The following is a 16,602-nucleotide window of genomic DNA, read 5'->3' as shown; positions in this document are numbered from 1 at the left end:
ACTTAATTACCTTTCTCTCATTTTACCGAGTGGAATTCTTTCAAAGGAATCAAAAACCTTCAGCCAAAAACGAGTTCAGCATTCAGTTCTTTAGCCTCAAGAGGATTAGACTTGACAACCAAAATATCGCAGCGCAAAGAATCCAGTACTTTCTCCGCGGTATTACCAATCAATAAATTTCCTAGCGTGCCTTTGGAAACTGCTCCCATAACAACGAGACTAGCTTTTATTTCTTGCGCAAAAGATAGTAAAGTTTCCGCTGGCCCACCCTCAAAAACATGGACTCGCTGGGTTCCTATTCCATAAGGCCTGAGCAATTTATTTAAAAGCGCTTCATGCTTTTGGCGAGTTTCTTTTTTATGGGTTTTATAGCTAGACCCTGGCTGCCAAAGCCTAAATATAGGCTCTGGCATAAATTCAATCGCATGAAAGATATGAAGTTCTCCTCTCAGGCGATATGCAAGCTCTTGCGCGGTTTCAATTATCGAACTGTCCAGGGTTTCCATGTGACCATGGAGATGAGAGGGCTCAACGCAAGCTACTATAGTGCGCGTTTCCCAACGGTCCTCGCTCTTAGCTAGCATGAGTGGACAAGGACAATTTCGGATAAGATGCCAATCAGCGTAATTAAAAAACGTTCTATTCAACTGATTATCATGGCGAGTAGACTTGATTATTAGATCCGGTTTAATTCGAGATATTTTCTCCATAACCCCATCGTACTGATGGCGGTTCCAGGCGGCATCGACCGAAACGTCCAACTGCTCCTGCTGGATCAGCATTTCAGAAATTTCCTGCAATCGCGATAGCGCAAAGCGGATATAGGTTTCAGGCTTCCACTCATTCTGTGAGGGTTTACCAATAAGGGGCGTAAATGAGGGATGATATTCGCTCGCAAATAGCTCCAGAAACGCATTAGTTTCTCTGGCAATAAATACCCCGCGCTCCAGCGCTGGTTCCGGTTGAGAATCTAATTCATTTGGATTAAGAACAATCAGTACCCGTTGACGCCTGGCCATGGCAGTTACCCAAAATCAGTCTATCTCATTAAATAAAAAACATAGAGGAATAAAAAAGCTGACTACCTTCAAAGCTCCCCCGCTTCTGAAGTGACGACTGCAACCTTGGCTTTAGGAGAAGGATAGCCGTTCTCCGTGACGGCGAAAGCGGGTTTTGAGGAATTCCATTTGATCTTCCAGAATGCGGCGGTTTTTAAGGACCAACCATTCCGCATAGTTCGGGACATAGGGCACAGCAAGAAGGGTCATCCCCGCTTCTTCCGGCGTACGCCCATCCTTTTTCTGATTACAACTACGGCAAGCAGTTACTACGTTAGTCCAGGAATCATCCCCCCCTTGACAGCGGGGAATAATATGATCACGGGTGAGCTGGCTGTCCCGGAAAGCACCCATGCAGTAAAGACAGATATAGTGATCGCGATGGAACAATTCACGGTTATTCAAGGGAGGAATTAGATCATATTTATGCCGAACAACTTTACCTTTACAGGCGATAATTGAGCTTAGCTCCAAGTGAGATTGTTGTCCCGTTAATCGGCTAATCCCCCCCCGGACTCGATAAATAATATTGCCCGCGGTCCATGTCACTCGTTCCTTGACATAAAGTACCACCGCTTCTTGCCAAGGAATCCAAGCGGTTGGCGCCCCCGTAACATCAAGTCGTAGGATAGGCGGGATCATTCATTATCCTCCGTCAATACTCGGAGCATTTCAGCATCAAAGGTAACGTATAAAATCATCTGCCTTCTTGCTATAAAATTAAATGAAAGGATTAACGTACCTCCCTTAGACATCTTTTCTCCTAAGAAAATTCCCATCTCTTTTTTAGGATAGCTGAGAATTTTGATGTGAAATCTCGGAGGATTAATTAATAAGCAAGCACCTCATTTTTTGGCAGGACGATAAAGATGGGTACTTTGGCCAAAAAAGACTTCCGCTGCTTCCATCACTGTCTCTGAAAGAGTTGGATGGGGATGAATACTGAGCTTAATATCCGAAGCCACCGCAGCCATCTCTACGGCGAGAACCAATTCGGCGATAAGTTCTCCCGCCCCTGGCCCCACAATACCCGCTCCTAGAACGCGCTCCGTCTCTGGATCGATAATGAGCTTGGTCAAGCCATCGGTGCGATCCAGGGTAACCGCTCGGCCAGAGGCAGCCCAGGGAAAACGAGCAACCTGGATCGCCTGCCCCTCTGCTTTAGCCTCTGTCTCCGTCAGACCACACCAGGCCACTTCCGGATCGGTAAACACTACCGCGGGGATAGCCCGGGGCTCAAAGAAAACCCGCCGCCCAGCAATGACTTCCGCCGCAATCCGGCCTTCATGGCTGGCCTTATGGGCCAACATCGGTTCTCCTACCACATCCCCAATGGCAAAAATTGCCGAGTCCGCGGTCTGACGCTGGGCATTAACTTGAATAAAACCCTTGTCATTAAGTTCTACCTGGGTATGTTCAAGCCCCGGGATAGCGGAGTTGGGCTTACGCCCTACAGCAACCAACACCTTATCAAAGAGATGCTCGCCCTCCTCCGCTCCTTCTAAATGGACTCGGATACCTTTAGCCTCTTCCTCCATACGGGTGACTTTGGTCTTGAACAGTAGGTTATGGAGAACACCCTCCAAGCGCTTGGCCAGTACCGAAGCCAAATCCCTATCCGCACCCGGCAACACACCTTTGGTCATTTCAACCACCGTGACCTGTGAGCCAAGGCTGGCATAAACGGTCGCCATCTCCAAACCGATATAACCGGCACCAACGACCAGCAAAGTTTTGGGAATATCCTGAATTTCCAAAGCAGAAGTGGAATCCAGTAAGCGGGGGCTATCCAGGGAAAGATGAGGCAACAAGGAAGCCGGATAAGAACCGGTAGCCAAAATTGCATTTTGAAACCGTAATTGGGCCCCGCCTTCTTGTTTCTTTATCTCTAGGGTGCGGGCATCCTTAAACCCGGCTCGTCCCTGGATATAGTTGATTTTCCGTTGCCGGGAGAGTTGCCCCAACCCACCCGTCAGCTTACGCACTACCTGCTCCTTCCAGGATCTAAGCTTATCCAGTTCAATTTTCGGCTCGGGAAAGTGGATTCCCCAAGCGCTCGCTTCCCTTGACTCGCCAATCACCTTAGCCACATGCAATAAAGCTTTTGATGGAATACAACCTCGATAGAGGCAGACACCCCCGGGGTTGGGTTCTCCATCGATAAGGGTGACTTCCAGACCTAAATCAGCGGCTAAAAAGGCAGCCGCATAGCCACCTGGCCCGCCTCCGATAATGGCTAATTGCGTCGCTTCCACTTCATTAGCCATACCCATTTCCTCTTATTGGTTTCATACATGATTCCAGTTAGCCCAACTACCACCATAACTCTACCCCTCCAAGGACAGCAAGAGGGGATCTTCCAACGCTTCCGCAATCCAGCGCAAAAAACGAACCGCATCGGCGCCATCAATGACCCGATGGTCATAAGACAGAGAAAGGGGCAGAAGCAGCCGGGGCTGAAGTTCTCCTTCTCTATAAAGGGGAGTCAACTTAGCTCGGGAGAGACCCAAAATAGCAACCTCCGGCCAATTAATAATGGGGGTAAAATAGGAGCCGCCTAAACCACCCAGGTTGGTAATGGTAAAAGAACCTCCGGCCATTTCCTCGGGACCGATTTTTCGGCTTCTCGCCTTCTCGGCAAGCTCTGTTAGCTCTACCGCTAGCTGCGCGATATTTTTTTGATCGACCTCCCGAAGGACGGGTACCAGCAGGCCATGCTCCGCATCCACCGCCACGCCGATATGACAATACTGTTTATAGACCAGCTCTTTAGCGTCCACATCTATGGATGTATTAAAGCGGGGGAAAGCTCGCAGTGCGGCAGCAACTACCTTCAAGGCAATAGCGGTCAGGGTGAGTTTGCCGCCTGCTTGCTCTACCCGCCTAGCAAGACGCTTCCGGGCTTGCTCAAGCCGGGTAATATCCGCCTGATCATGCTGGGTCACATGGGGAATAGTCCAGGCTTGGCTCATTTGCTCCGCCGTCTTGCGGCGTATCTTGCTCATGGGCTCCCGCTCCACCGCACCCCATTTTTCAAACGCTGGCAGGGGAAGGAAGGGAGTCGCTTGAGAAACAACTCCGGGAGCTGATGATGGCGTGGTCCGCTGGGATACCAAAGCACGGACATAATGCTTCACATCATCCCCGGAAATCCGCCCACCCGGGCCAGACCCTGTGACCTCGTGAATATCAACGCCGAGCTCCCGAGCTAATCGCCGCACTGATGGGGTCGCTGGAGCAGGCGCCGAAACCGTTGTTTCAGGGGCGGCTGTGATCTCATCCCTCTTTATCCCCCTCTCCTCGCGAGCCTCCATTCGAGAGACTTTAGGTGCTGGCTGCTGGCCACCTGTTACGGCTGCGTTTTTTTCAGAGGGTTTGTCATCCTGCTCAGGCTTTGCCTCTTCTTTAGCAGCAGGAGCCTCCTCTTGGATGTCCTCTTCCCCTTCTTCCAAGGTAAGAATAACTTGGCCAATGGCCACTTGATCTCCTATTTCAACCTTTAACTCCTTGATCTTACCGCTAACTGTTGAAGGGATTTCCACTACCGCCTTGTCGGTTTCAAGTTCTAAAACCGGTTGATCCTTTTCTAAAGTATCTCCTGGAGATACCAGCACTTTGGCCACATCACCAGATTCAACATTCTCGCCTAATTCGGGAAGCTTAAATTCACGCACCACGGAATAATATCCTTCTCAAGTAATCATGGGATTGGCTTTTTCCGGATCGATATCCAGATCCTGGATGGCGTGTTGCACCAGGGCAGGCGCCACCTTTTCCTCACGGGCCAATGCTCCCAGGGTTGCCAGCGTGATAAACCGGGCATCGACTTCAAAAAAATCGCGTAAGGCCCGGCGGCCGTCACTGCGGCCAAACCCATCCGTCCCGAGGGAAACCACTGGCCGGGGAAACCAACGGTAAATGGAATCCGGCAACACTTTCAGATAATCCGAAGCGGCCACAAAAACCCCTGGAGCTTCTTGCAAACATTGTCTCACATAAGGCACCCGGGGTGTTTCCAGCGGATGCAACATATTCCAGCGCTCCACGGTATGGCCCTCCAGGTAGAGCTCTTTATAACTAGTGATACTCCAAACATCCGCCGCTACCTGGTAATTTTCCAACAGCTTCTGGGCCTTTAGGACTTCATTCAAAATAGCACCACTACCGAAGAGCTGCGCCCTCAGCCCCGCCTCCGGGTTGGCAGCAGTTTTCAGCCGGTACATACCCTTTAAGATTCCTTCACGGGTCCCTTCGGGCATCTCGGGCATGGGATAGAGCTCATTGGTCACCGTTAGATAATAGAAAATATCCTCCTGCTGTTGGTACATACGGCGCATACCATCCTGGATAATGACCGCAATTTCATAAGCATAGGCGGGATCGTAGACCTTCAAGTTAGGAACGGAGTAGGCCAGCACTTGGCTTTGACCATCCTGATGCTGAAGCCCTTCACCGGCAAGGGTGGTGCGGCCTGCCGTTGCTCCCACCAGAAAGCCGCGGCAGCGCATATCCCCGGCGGCCCAAATAAGGTCCCCAATGCGCTGAAAGCCAAACATGGAATAGAAAGTGAAAAAAGGAATGGTAGTGATTCCATGGGTGGCATAAGCTGTGCCTGCGGCAATAAAGGAGGACATAGAGCCCGCCTCGGTGATTCCTTCCTCCAGAATCTGTCCGTCGGTGGCTTCTTTATAATAAAGCAGGGTGGAACTATCCACCGGCTCATAAAGCTGGCCCACGTGGGAGTAAATTCCCACCTGACGGAAAAGGGATTCCATGCCAAAGGTTCGTGCCTCATCAGGGATAATAGGGACAATGAGCTTGCCAATTTCCGGGTCGCGGAGCAATTTGGTCAGCACTCTGACATAAGCCATGGTGGTGGCCATGGTCCGCTCACCAGTGCCGGCATAAAACTCGGTAAAAAACTCTTCGGAAGGCGCTTGCAGGGACTCACCATGCACCTGCCGCGCCGGCAGGTAACCGCCTAGAGCCCGGCGGCGTTCATGAAGATATTTAAACTCGGGACTGTCTTCCGGCGGTTTATAGAAAGGCGCCTGGGCTACCTGGTTATCAGAAATAGGAATGCCGAAGCGAGTCCGGAAATCACGAAGTTCCTGCTCGTTTAATTTCTTTTGTTGGTGGGTAATATTTTTCCCCTCACCCGCTTCACCCAAGCCATAGCCTTTAATGGTTCGAGCCAGAATAACGGTCGGTGAACCCTGATGATCTACCGCCGCTTTATAAGCCGCATAGACTTTCTCTGGATCATGCCCTCCCGTGCGTAGGCGGCGTAATTGCTCGTCCGAAAGGTGTTTGACCATCTCCTGAAGGCGAGGATCCGTGCCAAAGAAATGTTTGCGAATATAGCTCCCAGATTCAACAGCGTACTTTTGATAATCTCCATCGACGGCTTGTTCCATCCGCCGGACCAGCACGCCTTCATAGTCTTTGGCCAGCAACGGGTCCCAATCCCGGCCCCAAATCACTTTAATAACGTTCCAGCCGGCCCCCCGAAAAATAGCTTCCAATTCCTGGATGATCTTTCCGTTGCCCCGCACCGGGCCATCGAGCCGCTGGAGATTGCAGTTGACGACAAAAATAAGATTATCCAAACGCTCCCGAACGGCCAGGCTAATAGCCCCCAGGGTTTCTGGTTCGTCGGTTTCCCCATCCCCGATAAAGGCCCAGACTTTTTGTCCGGAAGGCTTTTTCAGCCCCCGGTCCTCTAAGTAACTGTTAAACCGGGCTTGATAAATGGCCATAATGGGACCGAGTCCCATGGAGACTGTGGGAAACTCCCAAAAATCAGGCATGAGCCAAGGATGGGGATAGGAAGGCAAGCCTCCTTCTGGTTTCAGCTCCCGGCGAAAATTCTCTAGCTGCTGCTCGGATAAGCGGCCTTCGAGGAAGGCGCGGGCATAGAAACCCGGCGAGGCGTGGCCCTGAAAATAAACGATATCGGCCTCTTGCTCTTCGCTTCTGGCTCGGAAAAAATGGTTAAAGCCAACTTCATAGAGGGTAGCCGCTGAAGAGAAAGTGGAAATGTGGCCGCCAATCCCCTCTTCTTCCCGGTTAGCCCGCACCACCATGGCCATGGCATTCCAGCGCACCAAACTCCGAATACGCCGCTCGATTTCCTGGCTGCCAGGAAAAGAAACCTCTTGCTCCACCGGAATAGTATTAATATAAGGCGTGTTGGCCGGATAAGGCAGACTTACCCCTGCCTTTTGGGCATGAAGCCGCAAACGATCCAGCAGCCGTACCGTACGTTGGGGGCCGCCTTGCTGCAAGACATAATCCAGAGACTCCAGCCATTCCCGGGTTTCTTGAGCCTCAATATCTTCAATGGTCTGTGCCTTATTCTCCGCCATATCGCCTTCGATCCTGTCTATTTCGAATGCCAAATCAATACTATAAAAGCTTAAGACTATTCCCCACTATAGGCAAGGATGCCCTTTACTCACCCGAATAATGAGTTCTGACTTATCCAAGGCGCTCTACCCCGGCCTGTGCCGCCGAGTAAACACCAAGCGCAAGGGGTAGCGTGTTACTTTTACACCGCTCAATGGCTTAATTTCCAGATCAGTAACTGGTTATTAGCTGGCATCGAGTAATCATGAAGCAGTTCTAATCCCTGTTCCTGGGCAAGCAAGTTTATGTCCTCAAAGTCTCGAATACCACTTTCAGGATTTCGATCTTTCAACCACCTATCGAAATAGGCGTTACTCTCGCTAGTGTAGTTCCCGCCATAGCGAAATGGCCCGTAAACGCATAGCAAACCATTTGGATTGAGTATCCGCCCGACGCCCTTGAAAAAATGACGAACATCAGACCAGGCCATGATGTGCAAAGTATTGGCAGTGAAGATGTTAGCGGTGGAACTTATGGGCCAGGGGTGCTGACAGACATCGAGCACCCTCGGCGCCAGAATATTTTGAAGGGAGGCCATGCTTAAATTATCTCGCAATGCGCTTATCCCCGCCGGCAGTTCGGTCGGCTGCCATTCCAGGTGGGGGAGATGTTCTCCAAAGTACAGCGCATGCTGACCCGAGCCGCTTCCGATTTCTAATACTTCGCCACGCTCTTTAAGCACGGTTTTTAATATCTCTAAGATAGGCTTTTTATTATTTTCACAGGCCTGTGAAAAATTTTTTATCAACATTCAACTTGAAATTTCTAACGTTATAAAATGATGGAAGCCTCCTAGTGAAGGCAAAGGAATCGATAAAAAAGAATATATTCACCATGTTGAGTGGGGCAAATCACCCTCTATCTTTTTTATCGGTTTAAATAAACCAAGGAAGTGGCTTAAATAAACTATTTTATTTATCCTTGGTCTCGAAAAGCTGGTATTAGTTCCATATTTTATTCTATAGTTCAGCAAATTGTTCTTATCAAATAAATAATAGGCATAAAAATTGCTAAATCTTTATTTCTATTCAAAGATACTTCCGCAATATATATCTTAAAAAAGGGGTATGCCCTGTGTGTAATAATCCTAACCCTATAAAGTTAAATCGGTATCCGCCTGCCTATTATCCTAGCCACACAAATAAGAATTAAGACAATGGGATTTCTTAGCCTAATTCTAATTACGCCAATTATCGGCGCGCTACTCATCGCCTTCATGCCCCCCCATAAATCTCTTTTAATACGCCGTACTACGGTGGGGGTATCAGCGCTCGTGCTTATCCTTAGTTTTTCCCTGTTGCTCGTCTTTGATGCCAGCAGTCCCGAGTTTCAGCTCGTAGAGCTGGAACCCTGGAATCCAGAGCTGGGGAGCCACTATGCCTTAGCCATGGATGGTCTTGCCTTGCCCATGGTATTGCTGGCAACCCTGCTCTCGTTCATTGCTATTTTGGCCTCTTATAACATGACTGATCGCCCCAAGGGCTACAATATTGCCCTGCTGGTGCTGGAATTCGGCCTGCTGGGCGTGTTCATGGCCGAAGACTGGGTGCTGTTTTACGTTTTCTGGGAGCTAACCCTAATCCCCATGTTCTTTCTCATCGATCAGTGGGGTGGCAAACGCCGACAGATGGCCAGCTTAAATTTCGTGCTCTACACCATGGGCGGCTCTGTATTCATGCTGGTTAGTCTATTGATAATTTATACTTCGTCCAGCGAGCACTCTACCACCATAGCTGCCATGACCCAGGCTGCCTCCCAAATGCCCCTGGAGAAGCAAATACTGGTATTTCTAGGACTGTTGATTGGCTTTGGAGTCAAGGTTCCTATCTTTCCCCTCCATGGCTGGCTCCCCTTGGCCCATGTGGAGGCGCCAAGCCCCGTCAGTATTCTGCTATCCGGCATATTGCTAAAAATGGGGGCCTATGGTCTTATTCGCGCTATCGGCATGCTGCCGGACGCAGCCCTCGCCCTTCAGCCTTTATTAGCTGGATTAGCGCTGTTTAGTATCGTCTATGGAGGATTACTGGCTTGGCGCCAGAGCGATCTCAAAGCCATGATCGCCTATTCCTCGATTAGTCATATGGGGATTGTGATTCTGGGCATCTCCGCCCTCAATGAAGCTGGTTTTTTGGGCGCAACCATGCAGATGATCGCCCATGGCTTGGTGGCCGGCTCCCTGTTTCTGCTAATCGGCCTGCTCTATGATAGAACGCATAGCCGTGAGGTCGCTGATTACAGCTCGCTGGTCCAAGTGATGCCTAAATTCGCCCTGTTTACTACCTTAGCCTTGCTGGCATCGATAGGCCTGCCTGGCCTCGTTGGCTTTCCGGCTGAACTTCATGCGCTCATTGGCGGCTTCGAGCGCTGGGGCTGGTGGGTGCTGCTAGCCAGCCTCGGCGTAGTCATCAGCGCTGCCTACGCCATGCGGACTATCGTACGTTTATTTACCGGTCCGGTTCGGCCTGAAATGCGCGCTTTAAAAGACCTGCATGGCACAGAGCTTGCCTCCGCTGGGGTATTGGCTTTCGGTATCATTGCCTTAGGGGTCATGCCGGCTTCCGCCTTGGATTTATTTGGAGCCTACATCATCAGCCTCAGTGCCGGTTTCCCTTAATAAACTTTTATAAAAATTTAGGAGAATCTCATGAGCGCACACCACCCCGAACGGGCAGAATCGCCCTTGGATATTCGAGAAAAACTGACTGCCGCGGTAGACAAGCTAGAACTGGTGCTGCCATGCGCAGCGCCCTTATATAATTTCAATCACCTAAATACCTTGCAGGGCTATGAGCATTTACCCTTTACCGAAGCCCTCGAGGCTTACTATAAGCTAACCGGCCTTCGTGGTTACCTGCCTGAAAAAGATTTCCGCAAGCACTACGCCCGGGGCCGTATAGACGACGCTGATCTTAATGAATCCCTAAGGTACAACACCGATGGCCGTTGCCGTGAAATCGTACTGAAGTTTAGCGATCGCCCTATCAGTAAACAGGATATTTGGCGCATCAGCCTAATCCACGATATCAGCCCTCTCTCCCCTAGCCGTTTCCGTTGGCAAATCAATGAGTGCAGTGCGCTAAGGCGCTTTCAGGACGATGTGCCAAAGTCTGCCCGCGATGCGCTGCTTGGGGCTGCCCAGGATGAGAATCAAAGCCACCATTCGGAAAGTGAAACTATCCGGAATCTATGGGAAACATGCTTAAAAGTTTTCCAGCTTGAAAAGCCGAACCTACATTCGGAAGAACTAGAGGAATTAGTGGACCTGGAAGAATTTTCCCACAGCCAGGCTGAAGGGAGGCAGAGTAAGTTTCGGGTAAGCTTAGCTAGCCAACCCACGCTTATACCTCAAAAGGAAATGCTTGCTGAAGCCCGCAGAGATCTCAGCCATTTATTTGAAGAGGTAGGTGAGCAACTATCCCTGCGTGGCCTATTACAAGCACTGACTGGCGAGGATCTATTGGACCAAGTCCGACCTATCCTGATCCGTTTTTGCGCTTCCCACCTTGATGAAGGACTCGCCGCCTGGAACTTACCGCACCGGGAGCAGGGACTTTATATGGCATGGCGGGGTTGCTCACCTGTTGATTTCGGACTCGATTTGGCCGAACTACCCGATGGGTGGCATCAGTTTCATGCCGAATTACCGGAGCATTCGGTAGATGCGGTGATTACCTGTCTCCAGCGGCTACGGATTCCAGAATCCCGCTGGGATGGCTACTTAAAGAGAATTGCGCTGGAGATACCAGGCTGGTCCGGCCTCATCAACTGGCGCTACCACCGGCCTCAGTATAAGGCAAACCAGGAGGCGCCCGCCTCCCTCATGGATTACCTAGCCATCCGCCTCTTCCTGGATGTTATTTGGATCGAGCATATTTCCCAGAATACCTGGGGAATAGCCGGCAACCTCAATGAACTCAAAACCTATTTTGAGACTAATCCGTCGGAATTCTTGGGGCGGTATACGCTATTTTCAAACAAACTACCGGAGTATTTGGCTGTTAGGGTGCAAGAGTTGGTCATGTTGCCTCGGACTACCCCGAAGTACCGCGACAATTGGCACATGGTAGCTAATATGATTCAGAACTGGAAACACAATCCATCGTCGGAAAGAGGGGAACGCCAAACGGTCCATTCTCACGTCTGGCGTCTATTTCTCTTGGCCCAGTATCTGGGTCTACCAGGAAGCGAGGCGAGCAAACTTTCCCGCAGCGATGCCGAACAGCTACTCGCCATCCTGGATGAACTGACCGATTCTGAACGGGGGTATATCTGGCTCTGCGCTTATGAATACCGCTACCGAGAAGATCTCTTTAATGCTCTAGTGCAAAACCATGGGCGTGCGCGCTGGCTCCAGCGGGATACTCGCCCGGAAGCCCAGGCCATATTTTGCTTTGATGACCGCGAGGAAGGCATTCGCCGCCATTTAGAGGAGACTAACCCCAACATTGAAACCTTGGGATCACCCGGCTTTTTTGGCGTCCCCCAATACTGGCAAGAGCTAGATGCAACCAGCACCTTTCCCCATTGTCCCGTCTTTGTAAAACCTCTTAACGAGGTTCATGAAGAACCCCGCCCAGGTGCCGAAAAGCGGTACCAAATCCATAAGTACGCCTATGGCATCAAGAATTTTTTGAAACGTGTGTTTTTTGTGGAAAGCCGCCGCAATCTGCTGAGTTCAAAACTACTCATTGACGCTCTTTCCCCTGGCGTGCTGGCTGCTCTAGCAGGCAAGGTTTTTTTCCCCTTCCAACAAGCGGCTTTAAGCAAAAAAATCAACGCCGCCTTGGTTCCCCCGGTCCCTACCCAATTAGCATTCAGCACGCCGGATGATGACACCACGCCAACTCCCGACAATCCGCGCTTGGGTTTCACCAATACTGAACAAGCTAACCGGTTGGAAGCCCTCATGCGGGCAATCGGTTTAACCAGCGGCTTTGCACCCTTAGTGGTATTAATTGGGCATGGTTCCATTCAGCAGAACAATCCCCACTATTACGCTTATGGGTGCGGCGCCTGCAATGGACGCCGTGGCGGACCCAACGCTCGTCTCTTCGCGACTATCGTTAACCGCCCAGAAATACGGGCGCAATTGGCCGAACGGGGGATACGGATTCCAGACGACACCTGGTTCATCGGCGCCGAACATGACACCTGCACCGATGAAGTATTCTGGTTCGATCTGGATCACCTGCCACCAACCTTAAAGCCCAATTACGAAAAGCTAAAGGCTGATATAGAGCAAGCCTTAATGTTATCTGCTCATGAACGTTGCCGGCGCATGGCTTCGGCACCAAAAAAACCGAGCTTACAGGAGGCATTAAGCCACGTTCGCGAACGTGGCTACGACTTTAGCCAGCCCCGGCAAGAACTGGGCCATGCAGCCTCAACTGCGGCTGTTATTGGACGTCGCTCCGTCACCCGTGGCCTCTTTTTAGATCGCCGCGTTTATGTTCTTTCTAATGACTCAACCGTGGACAAGGAGGCAAAATCGCTTGAGTTCCTTCTCCGAAATCCCACCCCCATAGGCGTGGGCATCACCTTCGATTATTACTTCTCCGCTGTTAACAATGAAGGGTTTGGCAGTGGCTCCAAGGTGGCCCATAATGTGGTTGGCCTCTTTGGGGTCATGCAGGGCACTGACGGTGATTTGCGTACCTGGGCCTACTCTCAAATGGTTGACGTCCAGCACAATATTCACGAACCCATGCGCCTCCTTGCCGTCGTGGAAGCAACCCCTGAAACCCTCACCGCCATTTATATGAACGAACCCTCTTCCCGCGAACCTGGAGAGGGCAGCTGGGCGCTGCCGTCCTTGCGCAAGTTCGTTGATGGTGGCTGGCTGCTGCTAAGCTCCATCCATCCCAAAACCGGTAAAATTTCAATTTTTGATCCAAAACAAGGGGGCTTCATTCCCTGGAAGAGCTACCGGAAACTAGAACCTCTACCCGTGGTGGAACGCTCCATGGACTGGTATGACGGCCATTCTGAGTTACGTCCCCCAGCCCTAATTGAGCCTAAACAAACAATGGAGGTCCACCATGCTGTCTGAACTTATTATTCTTCCTCCTTTTCTAGCCGCTTTTTTTATCGGTATTGGGATTCTCTCGGGACGCATTAACGGAGAGGCCAGCGAACAACTTACCGCCCGTATCACCCTGTATGCAGCCTTTATCTCCTTGGCAGCGGTGCTAATAGCCATTGCCATAAAACTCCTAGGGACTCTTCCTGAATACGTTGTCCTGGGAACCTGGTTTGAAAGCGGGAGCTACCGTATTAATATTAGCTTTATTTTCGATGACATCAGCCTTGCCATGGGCGCAACCACCATCATTTTTTCGGTGATGGTGGTACGCTTTTCCATCAATTACCTGCACCGGGAAATAGGCTATCATCGCTTTTTCCTGGTGCTTTCCCTGTTTATTGGCGCCATGCTACTGCTGGTAATGGCCGGCAGCAGCGCGCTTGCCTTCGCGGGCTGGGAACTGGCAGGCGTTACTTCCTATCTGCTTATTGCCTACAATTATCACCAACCTGTGCCGGTCAATAACGCGACTCGCGCTTTTATCACTACCCGTATTGGTGATATTGCTTTCGTGATAGGTATCTTCTTTGCCTTTTTCTGGATAGGCAGCATCGAATGGAACGACATCGCCAGCCAAGTTATCGAGCTGCCCCGCTGGGAAGCCCGGATACTGGCTGCTTGTTTCCTCTTGGCCGCCATCGCCAAATCCGCCCAGGTACCCCTGGCGCCATGGCTGGCGCGGGCGATAGTAGGGCCCACGCCTTCCAGCGCCATTTTTTATGGGGCGGTCATGGTTCATGCAGGCGTTTATCTGGTCTTGAGGCTGGAGCCGGTATTTGAACACGCCCCGCTCGCTATGGGATTAATGGCGTTTGTGGGGCTATTGACCGCAATTTACGCATTCTTCTGCGGGCTTACCCAGACGGACGCTAAAAGCGCCCTGATTTTCTCTACCATGGCCCAGGTAGGTCTCATGTTTTTCGAGGCGGGCCTAGGTTTCTGGGATCTGGCCCTATGGCATTTATGCGCCCACGCCGTGTTCCGAGGTTATCAGTTCCTTACCGTCCCTTCGGTGATGCAACAATCCCAGGGAATGCGGCCGCACTCTGTACCCCAATTTATCGCTAGACAACGCTGGCTTTATCTGGCTTCATTGCAACGCCTCTGGTTAGAAAATTTGGGCGACTGGATCGTCGTTAAACCCATCCAGCGGCTAGGCAGCGATCTCCATTATTTCGATAACCAGGTTATCGATTCGGCAGCGGGCCTGCCTATACCCAAAGCATCCTCGGCGCCTATGGAATCGGCCGCGCGAAAAGAGTACCAAGCCGATCCGGAAGTCATTCAAGTCAGTGGCTTAGGAGGACGGCTTATTTACGCGCTGGCCGATCTTTTTTACTGGTTTGAAGACCGCTTGATTCTGCGCGGGATTGGCGAAGATATCGTACGTGTAGGCCGCCACCGGCTAGGTAGCACCCTCAACCGGTTTGAAGCACTGCTAAGCGAGCCACGATTTTTGGTCGCTTTAGTCATCGCGGCACTACTCGCAGCATTATAAATAGAGGATTTAAAATGATTGCCGAAATAAGCTGGTCCGCGCAAGCAGGCTTCCCCCTTCTGAGCACCATGATCGTGCTGCCGCTCCTGGCCATGACTGTCGCCTGGATCGTTAAATCTAATTCAACCGTCCTATTAGGTATTATTGCAGCCACCTTAGAACTGGGTCTGGCAATCTACTTGCTGACTCATTTCGAAACTGGTACTGCTAACCTTCAATTCGTTGAACGAGCTTCGCTGCTGCCCTTTTTGTCCTATCATCTGGGCGTGGACGGTATCAGTATCTTATTTGTTGCCCTCACCGCCCTACTGACTCTGCTGCTTATCCTTTACTGTAAAACCGTCTCCACGGAGATTGTTGATGAACGGCCCATAGGCTTTTATGTGGCCAGTATCTTTGCCTTTCAGGCAGTGTTGATGGGATTATTCATGAGCATCGACCTGTTAGGATTTTGGCTGCTTCTGGCGCTAGAATTGATCCCAGCGGGGATCATTTTACATCGCTGGGGAACTACCCAAGGCCCAGAAAAAAATTGGGCGCTTTCCCGTTATCTCCAGGACATGGGGGGAGGAATCGGGCTGCTGTTAATTGCCATCCTGCTCCTTGGTTGGTACCACGCCGAGGCAGCGGGAAGCTGGTCCTTTGCTCTCACGGATCTATTGGCTTCGCCACTTAGCCCACAGGCACAAGCGCCTATCTTCGTGTTATTTTTATTTGGTATTGCTCCCCGCCTAGGGTTATTCCCCTTTCATGCCTGGATACCCATCGTTGCGCAGCACGGTCCGGTGGCAACTCTAGGCGTTTTCCTGGTCGGACTTAAAGTGGGTCTCTATGCCTTACTGCGTTTTATCTTGCCCCTGATGCCCGATGCTGTGGAAGAGTGGAAAAGTTTTATCGTCACACTCGCCATCATTGGCACTTTCTATGGCGCGGTGATGGCCCTGCTGCAAGTTAATCTGCGCCGCCTGCTGGCCTTTGCCGTGGTAAGCCATACGGGTTTGCTCATCATTGGCGTTTTCTGCCTTAATAGAGTGGGCCTGGAGGGAAGCCTCTTGCTGACGATTAATTTTGGCGTCGCTGCCAGTGGACTACTATTCGTGATGGGGATATTTTACCGCAGCACCCGTACCACCCTGCTACCCCGCTTAGGCGGTTTGTTCGATGCTACCCCCTTGCTGGGTTTTACCTTCTTGATCGCGGCTCTTAGCACCATGGCCATGCCCGGCACCCCTGGTTTTGATGCGGCCCATCTCATACTGGAAGGGGCGATAGCCACTTATCATTGGAGCATTGCCGTCGCCCTAGCTTCAGGCACTGTGGCGGCTGCCGCCTTCCTTCTATGGGCTTTCCAACGGGCCTTCCTGGCTCAGCGCCGGGAAAGATCACTTCAGCCCAAGAAAATCAAACTGGATGTGCCTGAAGTTCTATTAGCCGCTACCGTCTGTAGTGTTTTGGCGGGTATTGGCTTTTATATAGGACCCTGGCTTGAATTGGTCGATGGTTCTCTGACCGCGCTATCACAGCGCTTTGAAACCGCCCTCGTCATGAATTAACCG

At 51.0% G+C, this 16,602-nt stretch carries 10 protein-coding genes; 4 read left to right on the top strand and 6 right to left on the bottom strand.

What is annotated here, in order from left to right:
- Window positions 1–59: 59 nt before the first annotated feature.
- From NWAT_RS05645 to NWAT_RS05620, 6 genes are all read right to left on the bottom strand, one after another.
- The gene (locus NWAT_RS05645; RefSeq protein WP_013220181.1) at window positions 60–1,019 is read right to left on the bottom strand and encodes a universal stress protein; all 960 of its coding nucleotides are present in this window, start codon (window positions 1,017–1,019) and stop codon (window positions 60–62) included.
- 111 nt (window positions 1,020–1,130) lie between these two features.
- Window positions 1,131–1,700: an HNH endonuclease gene (locus NWAT_RS05640; protein WP_013220180.1), complete on the bottom strand. Its 570-nt coding sequence runs from the start codon at window positions 1,698–1,700 to the stop codon at window positions 1,131–1,133.
- 203 nt (window positions 1,701–1,903) lie between these two features.
- Entirely contained in the window at window positions 1,904–3,325 is a 1,422-nt protein-coding gene (gene lpdA, locus NWAT_RS05635) for a dihydrolipoyl dehydrogenase (RefSeq protein WP_013220178.1), read from the bottom strand.
- Window positions 3,326–3,385: 60 nt separating this feature from the next.
- On the bottom strand, window positions 3,386–4,735 hold the full coding sequence (locus NWAT_RS05630; RefSeq protein WP_013220177.1) for a 2-oxo acid dehydrogenase subunit E2: 1,350 nt from the start codon (window positions 4,733–4,735) through the stop codon (window positions 3,386–3,388).
- A 15-nt stretch (window positions 4,736–4,750) separates the two neighbouring features.
- A complete protein-coding gene (gene aceE / locus NWAT_RS05625; protein WP_013220176.1) occupies window positions 4,751–7,426 on the bottom strand; it encodes a pyruvate dehydrogenase (acetyl-transferring), homodimeric type in 2,676 nt (891 codons plus the stop codon).
- 191 nt (window positions 7,427–7,617) lie between these two features.
- Window positions 7,618–8,217 carry a DUF938 domain-containing protein gene (locus tag NWAT_RS05620; protein WP_013220175.1) on the bottom strand — a complete coding sequence of 200 codons (600 nt, stop codon included), beginning with the start codon at window positions 8,215–8,217 and terminating at the stop codon, window positions 7,618–7,620.
- 405 nt (window positions 8,218–8,622) lie between these two features.
- Here NWAT_RS05620 and NWAT_RS05615 point away from each other — a divergent pair, with 405 nt between their 5' ends.
- From NWAT_RS05615 to NWAT_RS05600, 4 genes are read left to right on the top strand one after another with little or no spacing between them, the layout of a single operon-like run.
- The gene (locus NWAT_RS05615) at window positions 8,623–10,080 is read left to right on the top strand and encodes a complex I subunit 4 family protein (protein ID WP_013220174.1); all 1,458 of its coding nucleotides are present in this window, start codon (window positions 8,623–8,625) and stop codon (window positions 10,078–10,080) included.
- A gap of 30 nt (window positions 10,081–10,110) precedes the next feature.
- Window positions 10,111–13,515: a DUF2309 domain-containing protein gene (locus NWAT_RS05610; RefSeq protein ID WP_013220173.1), complete on the top strand. Its 3,405-nt coding sequence runs from the start codon at window positions 10,111–10,113 to the stop codon at window positions 13,513–13,515.
- Complete coding sequence (locus NWAT_RS05605) at window positions 13,505–15,046, top strand: NADH-quinone oxidoreductase subunit 5 family protein (RefSeq protein WP_013220172.1); 1,542 nt, start codon at window positions 13,505–13,507, stop codon at window positions 15,044–15,046. The genes NWAT_RS05610 and NWAT_RS05605 overlap by 11 nt, the downstream gene beginning before the upstream one ends.
- 14 nt (window positions 15,047–15,060) lie before the next feature.
- On the top strand, window positions 15,061–16,599 hold the full coding sequence (locus NWAT_RS05600) for a complex I subunit 4 family protein (protein ID WP_013220171.1): 1,539 nt from the start codon (window positions 15,061–15,063) through the stop codon (window positions 16,597–16,599).
- Window positions 16,600–16,602 lie beyond the last annotated feature (3 nt).

Source organism: Nitrosococcus watsonii C-113 (assembly GCF_000143085.1).
Classification (GTDB): Bacteria; Pseudomonadota; Gammaproteobacteria; order Nitrosococcales; family Nitrosococcaceae; genus Nitrosococcus; species Nitrosococcus watsonii.
This window is presented reverse-complemented; position numbering and strand designations above follow the sequence as displayed.